The 14,343-nt window shown below is 73.6% G+C and carries 14 protein-coding genes; 9 read left to right on the forward strand and 5 right to left on the reverse strand.

Annotation, left to right across the window (positions count from 1 at the left end; all coding sequences use genetic code 11):
• Positions 1–14: 14 nt before the first annotated feature.
• Entirely contained in the window at positions 15–884 is an 870-nt protein-coding gene (locus OG618_RS07365) for an Fpg/Nei family DNA glycosylase (RefSeq protein WP_329486455.1), read from the reverse strand.
• A 183-nt stretch (positions 885–1,067) separates the two neighbouring features.
• Between OG618_RS07365 and OG618_RS07370 the strand changes: the two genes are divergently transcribed.
• The 4 genes from OG618_RS07370 to OG618_RS07385 all read left to right on the forward strand — a co-directional run bounded on the left by OG618_RS07370 (position 1,068) and on the right by OG618_RS07385 (position 3,845).
• Entirely contained in the window at positions 1,068–1,538 is a 471-nt protein-coding gene (locus OG618_RS07370; RefSeq protein WP_329486456.1) for an SRPBCC family protein, read from the forward strand.
• A 98-nt stretch (positions 1,539–1,636) separates the two neighbouring features.
• A complete protein-coding gene (locus OG618_RS07375; protein ID WP_329486458.1) occupies positions 1,637–2,296 on the forward strand; it encodes a hypothetical protein in 660 nt (219 codons plus the stop codon).
• Between the two features lie 95 nt (positions 2,297–2,391).
• The gene (locus tag OG618_RS07380) at positions 2,392–3,222 is read left to right on the forward strand and encodes a DsbA family protein (RefSeq protein ID WP_329486461.1); all 831 of its coding nucleotides are present in this window, start codon (positions 2,392–2,394) and stop codon (positions 3,220–3,222) included.
• On the forward strand, positions 3,219–3,845 hold the full coding sequence (locus tag OG618_RS07385; RefSeq protein ID WP_329486462.1) for a vitamin K epoxide reductase family protein: 627 nt from the start codon (positions 3,219–3,221) through the stop codon (positions 3,843–3,845). Before OG618_RS07380 ends, OG618_RS07385 begins: the two co-directional genes overlap by 4 nt.
• 73 nt (positions 3,846–3,918) lie before the next feature.
• Here OG618_RS07385 and OG618_RS07390 read toward each other — a convergent pair whose 3' ends face one another.
• Entirely contained in the window at positions 3,919–4,917 is a 999-nt protein-coding gene (locus OG618_RS07390; protein ID WP_329486463.1) for an adenosine deaminase, read from the reverse strand.
• A 241-nt stretch (positions 4,918–5,158) separates the two neighbouring features.
• Between OG618_RS07390 and OG618_RS07395 the strand changes: the two genes are divergently transcribed.
• Together OG618_RS07395 and OG618_RS07400 are read left to right on the forward strand one after the other, a co-directional pair.
• Positions 5,159–5,443, forward strand: a complete 285-nt coding sequence (locus OG618_RS07395; protein WP_329486466.1) for a DUF6158 family protein — start codon at positions 5,159–5,161, stop codon at positions 5,441–5,443.
• A 124-nt stretch (positions 5,444–5,567) separates the two neighbouring features.
• The gene (locus OG618_RS07400) at positions 5,568–6,956 is read left to right on the forward strand and encodes an NADP-dependent succinic semialdehyde dehydrogenase (protein ID WP_329486468.1); all 1,389 of its coding nucleotides are present in this window, start codon (positions 5,568–5,570) and stop codon (positions 6,954–6,956) included.
• A 43-nt stretch (positions 6,957–6,999) separates the two neighbouring features.
• Here OG618_RS07400 and OG618_RS07405 read toward each other — a convergent pair whose 3' ends face one another.
• Both OG618_RS07405 and ku read right to left on the reverse strand, forming a co-directional pair.
• Positions 7,000–7,281 (reverse strand): hypothetical protein, encoded by a 282-nt coding sequence (locus OG618_RS07405; protein WP_329486470.1) that lies wholly within the window; start codon positions 7,279–7,281, stop codon positions 7,000–7,002.
• 52 nt (positions 7,282–7,333) lie between these two features.
• Positions 7,334–8,392, reverse strand: a complete 1,059-nt coding sequence (gene ku, locus OG618_RS07410; RefSeq protein ID WP_329486471.1) for a non-homologous end joining protein Ku — start codon at positions 8,390–8,392, stop codon at positions 7,334–7,336.
• 155 nt (positions 8,393–8,547) lie between these two features.
• On the opposite strand from ku, the gene OG618_RS07415 reads away from it, so the two are divergent.
• A complete protein-coding gene (locus OG618_RS07415; protein ID WP_329486472.1) occupies positions 8,548–8,757 on the forward strand; it encodes a hypothetical protein in 210 nt (69 codons plus the stop codon).
• A 180-nt stretch (positions 8,758–8,937) separates the two neighbouring features.
• Positions 8,938–11,187, forward strand: a complete 2,250-nt coding sequence (locus OG618_RS07420; protein WP_329486473.1) for an MMPL family transporter — start codon at positions 8,938–8,940, stop codon at positions 11,185–11,187.
• A 38-nt stretch (positions 11,188–11,225) separates the two neighbouring features.
• Here the strand turns inward: OG618_RS07420 and OG618_RS07425 are convergent, their stop codons facing one another.
• Positions 11,226–12,467 (reverse strand): metallophosphoesterase, encoded by a 1,242-nt coding sequence (locus OG618_RS07425; RefSeq protein WP_329492033.1) that lies wholly within the window; start codon positions 12,465–12,467, stop codon positions 11,226–11,228.
• Between the two features lie 274 nt (positions 12,468–12,741).
• Here OG618_RS07425 and OG618_RS07430 point away from each other — a divergent pair, with 274 nt between their 5' ends.
• Positions 12,742–14,199 carry an amino acid permease gene (locus OG618_RS07430; RefSeq protein ID WP_329486474.1) on the forward strand — a complete coding sequence of 486 codons (1,458 nt, stop codon included), beginning with the start codon at positions 12,742–12,744 and terminating at the stop codon, positions 14,197–14,199.
• Positions 14,200–14,343 lie beyond the last annotated feature (144 nt).

The raw sequence follows: 14,343 nt of genomic DNA on the forward strand, positions 1-14,343 counted from the left end.
GCCCCGGGGGCCCGCTATTTCAGCAGCCTCGACAGCCGCCGGTCCGCGAGCGGCTTGCCGCCGGTCTGGCAGGTGGGGCAGTACTGCAGCGAGGAATCGGCGAACGACACCTCGCGCACGGTGTCCCCGCAGACCGGGCACGGCTGCCCGGTCCGGCCGTGCACCCGCAGGCCGAGCTTCTTCTCCGCCTTGAGGTCCCCCGCCGCCAGCCCGCGGGAGCGCTCCACCGCGTCGCGCAGGGTGGCGCCGAGCGCCTCGAACAGCCGGGCCCGCTCGTCCTCCGTCAGGCTCGACGCCAGCTTGTACGGCGACATCCGGGCCGCGTGCAGCACCTCGTCCGAGTAGGCGTTGCCGACCCCGGCCAGCACGCCCTGGTCCCGCAGCACGCCCTTCAGCCGGCGGCGCTCGCCGCTCAGCAGGGCGGTGAAGTCCGCCAGGGTGAAGCCCGGGTCCAGCGGGTCCGGGCCGAGCCGGGCGACACCGGGGACGGCGGCCGGGTCCGTCACCACGTACACCGCGAGCCCCTTCTTGGTGCCCGCCTCGGTGAGGTCGAAGCCGTCCCCGTCGGGCCCCTCCAGCCGCACCCGCAGGGCCAGCGGGTTCTTCCCGCCCGGGCGCGGGGGCTCGGCCGGCAGGCTGTCCTTCCACCGGAGCCAGCCGGCCCGGGCCAGGTGGACGACCAGGTGCAGGCCGCCGGCCTCGATGTCGAGGAACTTCCCGTGCCGGGTGACGGGGCCGACCGTCCGCCCCTCCAGCGCCGTCACCGGCGGGTCGTAGGTCTTCAGGGCGCTGATGGCCACCGGCTGCACCCGGGCGATCACCCGCCCGGTCAACCGCTCGGACAGGAAGGCGCTGAGGGCCTCGACCTCGGGCAGCTCCGGCATGCGCCCAGTCTCGCGCAGACCTCCGGCCCCCGCCCGCCGGTCGCCTCCCGGTCGTCCGGTCGTCCCGGTCGTCCGGTTGTCCGGTTACCGCCGCTCTCGTTGCCCCGCAGCGGCCGGTGGGCGCAGGCTGGAGGTGCCCCGCACCACCGCAGCGCCCGAGCCCGGGAAAGGTCCGGCCCCCTCATGAGCACGCTCGAAGAGCAGATCGACATCGATGCCCCGGTGCTGGCGGCCTGGGAGCAGCTGCACCGGGTCCACGACTACCCGCGGTTCGTGGGCGGGGTGCGCAGTGCCTACCCGCACGGCACCAGCCTCGCGCACCTCGGGGTGGAGATCGGCGGGACCGAGCGCGACGTCGAGACCGAGATCACCGACCGGGGCCGGGGCCGGGTGATGGCCTGGCGGACGCTGAACGGCCCGCGGCTGCACGGCGCGTTCGCGCTGCTCCCGCTGGACCGGAGCCACACCCGGCTGCAGATCCGCGTCGAGTACGACCCGGAGACGGTGCAGCAGGTGTTCGGCGGGCCACGCGGCTTCGCCCAGGCCGGCGCGATCGAGCGGGTGGTCCGTGCCGACCTGGAGCTGTTCCGGGAGATCGTCGAGGCCCGGACGGCCGCCGCCCGCCCCGGGCCGGCTGCCGAGAGCCCTCGATAAGGATCGAATAAGCCCAGCTCAGAGCTGGTGGTGAGGATCTTCACAGGAGTCCGTCGGCCAGGTCGTCCACCGTTCAACCTGTGGCAGACTCGGATGCCATGAGTACCGGCCCGGCCACCAGGACGCTTCGCGCGGCGATCTTCGCCGCGCTGGTCGTGCTGCTCGCCGGGCTCGGCCAGGTGCTGGTCACCGGACGCCCGCTGCCGCTCGGCACGCTGGCCGTGGCCGGCGGCGCCGTCTTCGCGGTGGCGTTCGCCCTGGCCGGATCCGAGCGCGGCTTCCCGGCGATCGCGGCGGTCTTCCTGCCGCTGGAGCTGGGTCTGAGCGCGCTGTTCGACTTCGCCCAGAGCACCTGCCCCTCGCTCCCGCCCGGCTCCGCGCGCGGCTTCGAGCCGCTGCTGTGCGGCGGCGGCTCGCTCGGCGGGGTCCTGCTGGGCCACGGTGTCTCCCGGTCCGCCGGCCTGCTGGTGCTGCTGGCACTGCACGGCGCGATCGCCCTGGCCGCCGCCTTCTGGCTGCGCCGCGCCGACGCCGCGCTGAGCGCGTTCGCCGCCTCCGCCCGGGTGCTGGGCGACTTCGCCCGGCGCTTCCCGACCGCCGCCGGCCACTGGCTGCTGCTGCTCGCGGCGCCCGTCCCGGCCCGGCCGCTGGTGCGGATGCCGTTCCCGCGCGCCAGCCGCGTGCGCGTCCCCGTCGAGGACGTGCTGCTCAGCCCCGCCGTCCGTCGTGGGCCTCCGGTGCCCGTCCCGGCCTGCTGAGAGCACTCTCCCGAGCGTTTCCCGGCCGGTCGTTCTCGCCGCGCGCCCGTGCGCGCCCGCCCGTCACCGACCGAGAGCACAGGACGACACCCGCCATGAGCAAGAAGCCCCAGCCGATCAACGCCAGGACGACGAACACCCGGACCGCCAGGAGCGAGGCCCGGCGCGCCGCCACCGAGCGGATGCGCGAGGAGCGCGAGCGCACCGAGCGGGCGGCGAGGATCCGCCGCCGGACGATCGTCGGCGCCGCCTCCGCCGCCGTGCTGGCGCTGGCCGCCGGTGTGGCCTTCGCCGTCGGCGGCTCCTCCGGCCCGGCCGACACCGCCGCCGCCGGGCCGCTGGTCGTCCCCGCCAACGCGGGCGGCGCCGACGGCACCGTGATCACCTACGGCAAGGCCGACGCCCCGCACACCCTGGAGATCTACGAGGACTTCCGCTGCCCGTACTGCGAGCAGCTGGAGACCACCAATGGCAAGACCGTCCAGCAGCTCGCCGACGACGGCACCTACAAGATCGAGTACCACCTGGCGACGTTCCTGGACCAGGGCCTGGGCGGCAAGGGCTCGCGCACCGCGCTGGCCGCCGCCGGGGCGGCGCTCAACGAGGGCGTGGACAAGTTCAAGCAGTTCCACGACGTGCTGTACGCCAACCAGCCCGACGAGCGCAACGACGGCTTCGCCGACGTGAACCGGCTGCTGGACCTCGCCGAGCAGGTCCCGGGTCTGAAGACGGACGCCTTCGTGAAGGCCGTCCAGGACGGCACCTACGCCCCGTGGGCCAGTCAGGTGAACAAGGCCTTCGACAGGAGCGGGGTCACCGGCACCCCCACGGTGAAGCTGGACGGTACCAAGCTCGACGTCTTCACGAACGGCGCGCCCGTCACTCCCGAGCGCTTCACCGCGATGGTCAAGCAGGTGACCGGGTGACGGCCGCCGGTACGGTCGCCGCACCCGCGCGCGGCCACGGCGCGAGCCGGCCGTTCGCGCTCCTGCTGCTGATCGGCGGCGCGATCGGGATCTTCGCCTCGGCCGTCCTCACACTGGACAAGATCCGGCTGCTGGAGGACCCGTCGTACGTCCCCAACTGCAACATCAACCCGATCATCAGCTGCGGCTCGATCATGCGCAGCGACCAGGCCGAGGCCTTCGGCTTCCCCAACTCGCTGCTGGGCCTGGTCGGCTTCGCCGTGGTGATCGCGATCGGCGCCGGCCTGCTGGCCGGGGCGACGTACCGGCGCTGGTTCTGGCTCGGCCTCCAGGCCGGGACGGTGTTCGGGATCGGTTTCGTGACCTGGCTGATGTACCAGGCGCTGTACCGGATCGGCGCGCTCTGCCCGTACTGCATGGTGGTCTGGGCCACCATGATCCCGCTGTTCTGGTACACCACCCTGCACAATCTGCGCACCGGCGTGATCCCGACCCCGCGCGCCCTGCGCCCGGTGGTGCGGGAGGCCGCCCGCTACCACTGGGTGGTGCCGGCGCTCTGGTACGCGGTGATCGTGCTGCTGGTCCTCGACCGGTTCTGGTACTACTGGCGCACGCTGGTCTGAGCCTCCCACCGGCTCCGGGCCCGTCGCGGCCCGGAGCCGGTACCTCCGGATTCGATGCCCCCGGCGTCGGGGCTCAGACGCCGGCCGGCTCGAACGCGTAGGCCGCCACCTCGGCCAGCAGCGCCGCCCGGCGGTCCTCGTCCAGGAACGAGGCGCGGAAGGAGTTGGCGGCGAGCAGGCGCAGCGTCTCGGGCGCGAGCGCGAGGGCCCCGGCCACCGCACGGTAGTTGTCGTCGACGTAGCCGCCGAAGTACGCCGGGTCGTCGGAGTTGACGGTCACCAGCAGGCCGGCCGCGAGCATGGCGGGCAGCGGGTGGTCGGCCAGCGTGTCGACGCAGCGCAGGCGCACGTTGGAGAGCGGGCAGAGGGTGAGCGGGATCTGCTCGCGGACCAGGCGGTCGACCAGCGCCGGGTCCTCCAGGCAGCGCAGACCGTGGTCGATCCGCTCGACCCCGAGGACGTCCAGGGCCTCGGTGACGTACGAGGCCGGGCCCTCCTCCCCCGCGTGTGCGACCCGGTGCAGCCCGGCCTCGGCGGCGCGCCGGTAGACCTCGCGGAACTTGGCCGGCGGGTTCCCGACCTCCGCCGAGTCGAGCCCGATCCCGGTGATCCGGCCGAAGTGCGGCCGGGCGGCCTCGAAGGTCTCCAGCGCGGACTCGGCGGTCTCGTCCCGCAGGAAGCACATGATCAGCCGGGTGCTGACGCCGTACCGCTCCTCGCTGCGGTCCAGGGCCCGCCCGAGGCCCTCCACCACCACGTCCAGCGGCACCCCGCGGGCGGTGTGCGCCTGCGGGTCGAAGAAGATCTCGGCGTGCCGCACCCCCTGCCCGGCGGCCCGGGCCAGGTACGCGTCGGCGAGGTCGGCGAAGTCCGCCTCGGTGCGCAGCACCGTCATCAGCGCGTAGTAGAGGTCCAGGAAGGACTGCAGGTCGCTGAAGGAGTAGGCCCGGCGGAGCTCCTCGGTGTCGGCGTACGGGAGCGTGACGCCGTTGCGCGCGGCGAGCGCGAAGGCGAGTTCCGGCTCCAGGGTGCCTTCGATGTGCAGGTGGAGTTCGGCCTTGGGCAGCGACATGGGTGATCGTTCCGAGTTCTGGGAGGGAAAGGAAGGGACGTCAGGATAGTCATCGTACGATCCGGTCACCCGATCACCACCTCGCCGGGCCCCCGTGGGCGGCGGCCGGGCCGCACGCCTCGCGAAAGCCCCCGGGGGCGACGACACTGCCGGTACGGGAGTCCCGTCGGCACGCCGGTGTACCGGCCGCGGTCGGGGGCACCCGGGTACGGGGGGATTCGCGCCGAGGAGGTAGTGGACCATGCGGCACCCGGACGACGCTCCGCACACCAGGCCCTCGGGGATCTCCCCGCACGCCCTGGGCAACGACACCCTGCTGCACGAGCTGGAGCAGCTGCACCGGACCAGGCACGAGACCTTCCTGTACGGGTCGGAGGAGGCCCTGAAGCGGCACACCCTGCGGACCGGGCAGCTGGAGGCGGAGTACCTGCACCGGTTCCCGAACCGGCTGGTCACGGCCGGCCGGACCAGGGCGGGCGCCCGCGCCCGGGAGGCCGCGGCGCGGGTGGAGTCGCTGCCGGAGTGAGGCCGCGGCGGCCGGCGCCCGGCGGGACACGCCGGGCGGCGGTGGTGCGCTCGGGGCGGGGTGTCGGCCAGGGTGGAGCAACGACTCCGGAGCAATCCCCCACGGACACCTGGGAGCCCACCGCATGGCCATCGCAAGCGTCAACCCCGCGACCGGCGAGACCCTGGAGACCTTCGAAGCGCTGGACGCCGCCGGCATCGAGCAGCGGCTGGCCCGCGCCGAGGCGGCGTTCCAGTCCTACCGCACCACCTCCTTCGCGTACCGCGCCGAGCTGCTGCGCCGCGCCGCCGACCTGCTGGACGCGGACCTGGAGTCCGTCGCCCGCACGATGACCGAGGAGATGGGCAAGCCGCTGGCGGCCGCCCGCGCCGAGGCCGCCAAGTGCGCGAAGGCGATGCGCTGGTACGCCGAGAACGCCGAGGGGCTGCTCGCCGACGAGCACCCCGCCCCGGCCGACGTCGCCGACTCCGGCGCCGCCCGGGCCTACGTCCGCTACCGCCCGATCGGGGCGGTGCTGGCCGTGATGCCGTGGAACTTCCCGTTCTGGCAGGTGATCCGGTTCGCCGCACCGGCCCTGATGGCGGGCAACGTCGGCCTGCTGAAGCACGCGTCCAACGTCCCCCGGACCGCGGTGGCCCTGGAGGAGCTGTTCCGCCGGGCCGGGTTCCCGGAGGGCTGCTTCCAGACCCTGCTGATCGGCTCGAGCGCGGTGGAGGGCGTGATCCGCGACCGCCGGGTGGCCGCGGTGACACTGACCGGCAGCGAGCCCGCCGGGCGGGCGGTGGCGGCGACGGCCGCGGACGAGGTGAAGAAGGCCGTGCTGGAGCTGGGCGGCAGCGACCCGTTCGTGGTCCTGCCGAGCGCCGACCTGGACGCCGCCGTGGCCACCGCCGTCCGGGCCCGGGTGCAGAACAACGGGCAGTCCTGCATCGCCGCCAAGCGCTTCATCGTGCACACCGCCGTGTACCGGCCGTTCACCGAGGCGTTCACCGCGGCCATGCGGGCGCTGACCGTCGGCGATCCGATGGAGGAGGCGACCGAGGTCGGCCCGATGGCCAGCAGCCAGGGGCGGGACGACCTGGAGGAGCTGGTCGAGGACGCCCGGGCGCACGGGGCCGCGGTGGAGTGCGGCGGCCGCCGCCCCGCGGGCCGGGAGGCCGGCTGGTTCTACGAGCCGACGGTGCTGACCGGCATCACCCCGGCGATGCGGATCCACCTGGAGGAGACCTTCGGCCCGGTCGCCACCGTCTACGAGGCCGCCGACCTGGACGAGGCGGTGGCCCTGGCCAACGACACGCCCTTCGGGCTCAGCTCCAACGTCTGGACCACCGACCCGGCCGAGCAGGAGCGCTTCGTCCGGGACATCCAGGCCGGCGGGGTGTTCTTCAACGGCATGACCGCCTCGCACCCGGCCCTGCCGTTCGGCGGCGTCAAGCGCTCGGGCTTCGGGCGCGAGCTGAGCGGCCACGGGATCCGGGAGTTCTGCAACATCACCACCGTCTGGGTGGCCTGACGGCGGCCGGGGCGGGGCCGTCCGGGCCCCGCCCCGGCCGGGGTCACGCGGCCATCCGGTGCCTGCCCTGGCCGGGTGTCATCCAGCGGGCGACCATGCCGCACAGCGCGATCAGGGTGACGCCCCACACGATGCTGAAGACGATCAGCCAGGGCAGCGAGGTCACCTGGGACCCGACGGCGCCGAGGCCGAGCGAGAGCGCGAGCATCAGCACCACGGCCGTCGGACCGAGGCTGAGCAGGCCGTGCCAGGCCCGGTGCGCCAGGCTCGGGTGCCGCGGCGCGTCGGGGCCGGTGTCGAGCGCCTTGTAGGTCAGTAGGTCCATCTGGGATCGCCTCCGGACGTCGGGGACTGCCGGTGATCAGCTCACCAAGGCCTCACGAGACCTTGCGGGGAGCTGCGGACTTCCTGCTGGTGGTCTTCTTCGCGGCCGCGGCCGGCTTCGCGGTGCCGGCCGCGGCCCTGGTGGCGGCCCGGTCCGCGGTGGCCCGGCCGGTGGCCGTCCTGGGAGCAGTCGCCTTCTTGGCCGCCGCCTTCCCGGCCGTCGCCTTCCCGGCGGGCGCGCGCTTGCGGGCTGCCGGGGCCTCCACCGGGGGCGGCTCCTCCACCGCCAAGCCGGCCTCCGGTTCGGCGCCCGGCCCGGCCCGGCGGCCGCGGTGGGCGCCCTCGGCCTGCTTGAGACTGCTGCGCAGCGCCGCCATCAGATCGATGACGTTGTCCGGAGCCTCGCCGGACTCCTCCTCGTGCGGCACTTCGACGCCCTGGATCCGGGCCTCGATGACCTGCTGCAGCGCCCGCTGGTAGTCGTCGTGGAGCTGGGAGAGGTCGAAGTCCTCGGAGAGCGTGTCCATCAGCGAGCGGGCCATCTTCAGCTCCTGCGGCCGCACGGTCACCTGCTCGTCGGGCGCGATCCCGGCCGCCGGGCGGACCTCGTCGGGCCAGATGCAGGTCTGCAGCACCAGCGTCCCGTCGTGCACCCGCAGCACGGCCGGCGACTCCCTGGTCCGCAGCGCGATCTTGGTGACCGCGATCCGGCCGGACTCGGTGAGCGCGTCGCGCAGCAGCGCGTACGGCTTGGCGGCGGCCTTGTCGGCGACACCGACGTAGTAGGCCTTGGAGAACATCAGCGGGTCGATCTCGGCCGCGTCCACGAACGCCAGCACGTCGATGACCTTCTTGCTGGGCAGCGGCAGCTCGGCGAGGTCCTCGTCGGTGAGGGTGACGGTCCGCCCGTCGGGTGACTCGTAGCCCTTGGCGATCTCCGCGTAGGGGACTTCCTTCCCCTCCTGCTCGCAGTACCGCTTCATCCGCACCCGGCCGCCGTCCTTCGCGTGCACCTGGTGCAGCGGGACGTCGTGCTCCTGGGTCGCGGAGTACAGGTGGACGGGGATGCTGACCAGCCCGAAGCTGATCGTCCCCTTCCAGGTGGTCTGCATGGGGTGTCGCCCCTTCCCGGACGGTCCCCCTCCCGGAGATCTCCACTGTGCCCGGATTCACCCCGATCGGCCACACGGTCCCGGTCCGGGCCGACGCGGCGGGCCGGACCGGGCCGGACCGGCGGACAATGGCCGGGAGCCGAGGAGGTGGCGCCATGCCGGGGACGCGCCCGCCCCCACCGTCCGAGCGGACCACGTACGTCGTGTCGTACGCCGTGGCCGGGGAGCCCGGGGTCCGGCGGGCGGAGGTCACGGTGGTGCCCGGGTACTCGCAAGAGAGCGACATCCCGCGGATCCTCGCCGCCCGCCTCACCGGGCGGCCGGAGGGCGCGCGGATCGTCCTGCTGGAGCTGCGCCCGGCCTGAGGGTCCGGCCGGGCGCGGGGGCGGGCCGACGGGCCCGGGCGGGACCCGCCGAACGGAGGCACCGGGGCGTGTCAGCGGGTGATCGCCCCGGATCGCCCGGCACCGCTCCCTAGCATCGGGACTCCGTGGTCCCGCCCGACCAGGCGTGACGGAACGTCACCCCCGGCCCCAGGAGCGTTCATGCCCTCGTCCTCCGGCGGCCCCGCCCGCATCCCCGGCCCGGCCCGCCCCCCGCAACCGCCCCGGCGCGGCGCCCTGCGGCGACTGGGCGAGTGGTGCGCGCGCCACTCGGTCCTGGTGATCGTGCTCTGGCTGGTCACCCTGGCCGGCGTCCAGGTGATCGACCGGGCGGTCGGCGGGACGTTCTCGGACGACTTCTCGCTCTCGGACACCCAGGCGCAGGAGGGCCGCAACGTCCTCCAGGCGCACGAACCGGCGGCCGGCGGCACCAGCTCCCAGGTGGTGCTCCACGACAGCCAGTCACTGACCGGGTTCCAGAGCCAGATCGACCAGGTGGTCGGCTCGCTGAGCGCGCTGCCGCACGTGCAGTCCGCGCAGAGTCCGCTGCCGCCTGCCGGCCAGCCCTCCCCGCCCGGCGGCCCGCTCGCCGCGGACGGCCTCACCGGCTACCTCACGGTCCGCTTCGACGTGAACCCCACGACCCTCGGCGACGACTACCTCGACGGCGTCGACACCGCCGTCGCCCCGTTGCGGGCGGCCGGGGTGGAGGTCGAGTACGGCGGGCCGCTGGGCGAACTGGCGCGCCCGGTGGCCGACGACCGGGTCAGCGAGCTGATCGGCTTCGGGGTCGCGATCGTCGTTCTGCTGATCGGCTTCGGCAGCGTGATCGCGGCCGGCCTGCCGCTGGTCACCGCCCTGATCGGGGCCGTCGTCGGCCTCGGGGTGCTCGGCCTGCTGGCCGCCGCCACCACCTTCGCCACGGTCGCCCCCACCCTGGCGACCATGATCGGCATCGGCGTCGGCATCGACTACGCGCTGTTCCTGCTCACCCGGCACCGACAGGGCCTGATGGACGGCAAGGACCCGGTGGCCTCCGCCGGGCACGCCGTGGCGACCAGCGGCCGGGCGGTGCTGGTCTCCGGCTGCACCGTGGTGATCGCGCTGGCCGGTCTGGTCGTCTCCCGGGTCAACTTCATCGCCAAGCTCGGCGCCGCCGCGGGGGTGACGGTGATCTCCGCCGTCCTCGCCGCACTCACCCTGCTCCCGGCCCTGATGGGCCTGATCGGCCGCCGGATGGACCGCTGGACGGTGCATTCGCCGGTCGCCGAGACCGGCGTCGCGCCCGGCGAGGAGATCACCGGGACGTGGCACCGCTACGCCCAGCGGGTGGAGCGCCGCCCGTGGTGGTTCCTGGCCGCCGGGGTGGTCGTCGTCGGCGTCCTCGCCATCCCGCTCTTCTCCATCCAGCTCGGCCACATCGACGACGGGGCCGACCCGACCACCTTCACCGACCGGCGCGCCTTCGACCTGATGTCCGACGCCTTCGGCCCCGGCTCCAACGGCCCGATCACCGTGGTCGTCGACCAGAGCGCCGTCGCGGCCGACGCCCGGCCGGCGCTGCTGAGCTCCGTGCAGCAGGCGCTGGCCGGCACGCCCGACACCTCCGGCGTCACCCCGCTCCAGACCAGCTCCGACGGCGACGTGCTGTTCGACACCGTCACCCCCGCCCAGCGGCCGCAGGACGAGCAGACCACCCAGTTGGTCGGGCACCTCTCCGGCACCGTCCTGCCGCAGGCCGTGGCGGGGAGCGGCGCCAAGACCTATGTGACCGGCACGACGGCCGCCCAGGTGGAGTTCGCCGACATCGTGGCCGCCCGGCTGCTGCCGATCATCGCGGTGGTGGTCGGCCTGGCCTTCCTGATCATCCTGGCCGTCTTCCGGGGCCTGCTGATCGCGGTGAAGGCGGCCGTGCTCAACCTGATCTCCATCGCCGCCTCCTACGGCGTCCTGGTGGCGGTCTTCCAGTGGGGCTGGGGCGGGCCCGCACTGGGGGTCGCCGGAACGGTCCCGATCGAGAGCTACGTCCCGATGATGATGTTCGCCATCGTCTTCGGCCTCAGCATGGACTACGAGATCTTCCTGCTCTCCCGGGTGCACGAGGCCTGGCTGAGCACCGGGGACAGCCGGGGCAGCGTGGCCCACGCCCTGGAGATCACCGCCCGGGTGATCACCTGCGCGGCGCTGATCATGGTCAGCGTGTTCGCCGCCTTCATCGTGAGCGACAACATCGTGATCAAGATGATGGGCCTCGGGCTGGCCGTCAGCGTGCTGATCGACGCCACCGTGGTCCGGCTGCTCCTGGTCCCGGCCGTGATGACCCTGCTGGGCCCCGCCGCCTGGTGGACGCCCCGCTTCCTGGACCGGGTGCTCCCGCACCTCGACACCGAGGGCGAGGGCGAGCGGGCCTGAGGGTGGCGGGGCGGGCCGGGCGGGCCGGACCGCCGGGCTCAGGCCCGGAGCGAGGCCAGCGTGACGATGGTGATGTCGGACGGCGCGCCGACCCGGACCGGCGGGCCCCATGCCCCGGCCCCGCGGGTCACGTACAGCTGGGTGTCGCCGTACCGTTCCAGGCCGGCGACGGTCGGGTTGGCCAGTTCGGCCAGGTAGTTGCCCGGCCAGAGCTGGCCGCCGTGGGTGTGGCCGGAGAGCTGGAGGTCGACGCCGTGCCGGACGGCGTCGTGGATGGTGACCGGCTGGTGCGAGAGCAGCACCGAGGTGCGGGCCCGGTCGCGGTCGCCGAGCGCCTTGTCGAAGTCCGGGCCGTCGCCCTCGGTGCGCCCGGCGATGTCGTTGACCCCGGCCAGGTCGAACCCGGCGAGCTCCACCCGGGCGTTCTGCAGCGGGTGGACACCCAGCTCGCGGACGAAGTCCACCCAGGGGGCCGCGCCGGAGAAGTACTCGTGGTTGCCGGTGACGAAGTACGCGCCGTCCCGCGCCCGCAGCTGCGCCAGCGGCTCCGCCGCACGCCCGAGTTCGGCGACCGAGCCGTCCACCAGGTCACCGACGATCGCGATCAGGTCGGGCTGCGCGCCGTTGATCGTGTCGACGATCCGCCGGGTGTGCTCACGCCCGAGGATCGGGCCCAGGTGGATGTCGCTGACCACGGCGATCCGGTAGCCGTGCGCCCGCGCGGGCAGCTTCGCCAGCGGCACGGTGACCTGCTTCAGACGCGGCCCCCGCAGCACCCCGTAGGTGCCGGTGCCGACCACGGCGGCCGCCGCGCCGGAGGCGCCGATCGCGAGCGTCCGGGCGACGAAGAGCCGGCGCCCGGGCGAGGGCGCGGTGGTCGGCACCGGCTCGGCGGCCGCCGGCCCGGCTCCGTCGCCGTCCACCGCCGCGGGGGCGGCCACCGGCTCCGGCGGGGTCACCGCCCGCGGACGCGGCAGCCGGAGCAGCAGCGGGCGGAGGGCCTCGCCGACCGCCACCGCCATCAGCAGGTAGAGCAGCACCGCCAGCCAGAGGTAGCCCGGCCAGGCCAGCCAGCGCTCGACGGACATCGGCAACCCCCGCCCGCCGACCAGCGCGCCCAGCGAGAGCAGCGGCAGCACGACGGCCAGCACGGTGCCCGCCCGGCGCCACCGACCGCCGGGAGCGGAGACGTCGCGCACCAGGCGCCGCCAGAGGTACCAGTGCGCGAGGGCCAGCACGGCCAGGACGGCGAGGACGCCGATCACCACGAGGACGATCATCACGCCGCCAGTATGAACGCCCGCCCGGCCGGCACCGACGACGGCCCCCGAGGCCGCCGGACCGGCTGGCGCTGTGTCAGATTTGAGCTTTCCACCACCCCGGTCCACCCGCTCTGACCTGGCGCTTTGTGTCCGCTGAGCGAACATTTCCGAAGGCCTTGTTCCGATACTCGTAGGTAGAAGTTAAGTTGCACCGCAATGCGCGGGTCCGTCCCCCACCCTCCGGCGTTCGAGCCGAGGGGCAGCCGCGCGGGAAAGGCACAGGGCACCCTCGATGAGTGCGGAAACCACCACCTCGGCCGGCTCGCCGCCGGCCGATGCCGCTCCGCAGCAGCAGAAGCAGCTCCAGCACGGTCAGGGCGCCGACGGGCACCTGAAGGCCGGGCTCAAGAACCGCCACCTGTCGATGATCGCGATCGGCGGCGTGATCGGCGCCGGCCTGTTCGTGGGCTCCGGCGCGGGCATCGCGGCCACCGGCCCCGGCATCCTGCTCTCCTACACCCTCGCCGGCGTGCTGGTCGTCCTGGTCATGCGGATGCTCGGTGAGATGGCGGCGGCCGACCCGCAGAGCGGATCGTTCTCGGCCTACGCCGACCGGGCGCTCGGCCGCTGGGCCGGCTTCTCGATCGGCTGGCTGTACTGGTTCTTCTGGGTCGTGGTGCTGGCCGTCGAGGCCACCGCCGGGGCGAAGATCCTCAACAACTGGGTGCCCGGCGTGCCGCAGTGGGCGTTCGCACTGATCGTGATGGCGGTGCTGACCGCCACCAACCTCTTCTCGGTGGCCTCCTACGGCGAGTTCGAGTTCTGGTTCGCCGGCATCAAGGTGGTGGCGATCGCCGCCTTCCTGGTGATCGGCACGCTCGCCGCGTTCGGGCTGCTGCCCGGCACCCACGCGGTCGGCACGGAGAACCTGACCGGCCACGGCGGCTTCCTCCCGCACGGTGTGGGCGCGGTCTTCACCGGCATGCTCACCGTGGTCTTCGCCTTCATGGGCAGCGAGATCGTCACCCTGGCCGCCGGCGAGTCGGAGGACCCGGAGAAGGCGGTCAGCAAGGCCACCAACAGTGTGATCTGGCGCATCGGCATCTTCTACCTGGGCTCGATCCTGCTGGTCGTGACCCTGCTCCCGTGGGACTCGGCGGCCGTCAAGGGCAGCCCCTACGTCGCCGTGCTGGAGCACGTCGGCATCCCGGGCGCCGGCCAGGTGATGGACGTGATCGTGCTGACCGCCGTGCTCTCCTGCCTCAACTCGGGGATGTACACCGCCTCCCGGATGGCCTTCTCGCTGGGCCAGCGCGGCGACGCCCCCAAGGCCTTCGCCTCGGTGACCAGCCGCGGCGTGCCGCGGATCGCGATCCTCGTCTCGGTGGTCTTCGGCTTCGTGGCGGTGTTCTTCAACTACACCTCCCCCGACACCGTCTTCTCCTTCCTGCTCAACTCCTCCGGCGCGGTGGCGCTCTTCGTCTGGCTCGTGATCTGCTTCTCCCAGTTGAGGATGCGCAAGATCATCGAGCGCGAGACGCCCGAGCGCCTGACCGTCCGGATGTGGCTGTACCCCTACCTCACCTGGACCGCGATCGGCATGATCGGCTTCGTGATGGCGTACATGTTCACCGACGCCGACGGGCGGAAGCAGATGTACCTGTCGCTGGTCGCCGCAGCCATCGTGCTGACGGCATCGGCCGTGGTGGGCCGCAGGCGACGGGCTGCGGCAGTGACGCCGGCTGCCTGAGCCGTCGCGCCGCCCGCACGCCGGGCCCGGGAGCCGTTGCGGAGGCTCCCGGGCCCGGTGGCGTTTTCGGCCCGGCGCCCGGGGGCCGGGCCCGTCTCCGGCGCATGGTGCGATTTCCGGCCCGGTGCCCGGCGGGCCCGCCCC

This window comes from Kitasatospora sp. NBC_01246, assembly GCF_036226505.1.
Taxonomy (GTDB): domain Bacteria; phylum Actinomycetota; class Actinomycetes; order Streptomycetales; family Streptomycetaceae; genus Kitasatospora.

Coding starts and splice junctions, on each gene's coding strand:
- OG618_RS07365 (WP_329486455.1), bottom strand. CDS start 884: ATGCCGGAGCTGCCCGAGGTCGAGGCCCTCAGCGCCTTCCTGTCCGAG.
- OG618_RS07370 (WP_329486456.1), top strand. CDS start 1,068: ATGAGCACGCTCGAAGAGCAGATCGACATCGATGCCCCGGTGCTGGCG.
- OG618_RS07375 (WP_329486458.1), top strand. CDS start 1,637: ATGAGTACCGGCCCGGCCACCAGGACGCTTCGCGCGGCGATCTTCGCC.
- OG618_RS07380 (WP_329486461.1), top strand. CDS start 2,392: ATGAGCAAGAAGCCCCAGCCGATCAACGCCAGGACGACGAACACCCGG.
- OG618_RS07390 (WP_329486463.1), bottom strand. CDS start 4,917: ATGTCGCTGCCCAAGGCCGAACTCCACCTGCACATCGAAGGCACCCTG.
- OG618_RS07395 (WP_329486466.1), top strand. CDS start 5,159: ATGCGGCACCCGGACGACGCTCCGCACACCAGGCCCTCGGGGATCTCC.
- OG618_RS07400 (WP_329486468.1), top strand. CDS start 5,568: ATGGCCATCGCAAGCGTCAACCCCGCGACCGGCGAGACCCTGGAGACC.
- OG618_RS07405 (WP_329486470.1), bottom strand. CDS start 7,281: ATGGACCTACTGACCTACAAGGCGCTCGACACCGGCCCCGACGCGCCG.
- ku (WP_329486471.1), bottom strand. CDS start 8,392: ATGCAGACCACCTGGAAGGGGACGATCAGCTTCGGGCTGGTCAGCATC.
- OG618_RS07415 (WP_329486472.1), top strand. CDS start 8,548: ATGCCGGGGACGCGCCCGCCCCCACCGTCCGAGCGGACCACGTACGTC.
- OG618_RS07420 (WP_329486473.1), top strand. CDS start 8,938: ATGCCCTCGTCCTCCGGCGGCCCCGCCCGCATCCCCGGCCCGGCCCGC.
- OG618_RS07425 (WP_329492033.1), bottom strand. CDS start 12,467: ATGATCGTCCTCGTGGTGATCGGCGTCCTCGCCGTCCTGGCCGTGCTG.
- OG618_RS07430 (WP_329486474.1), top strand. CDS start 12,742: ATGAGTGCGGAAACCACCACCTCGGCCGGCTCGCCGCCGGCCGATGCC.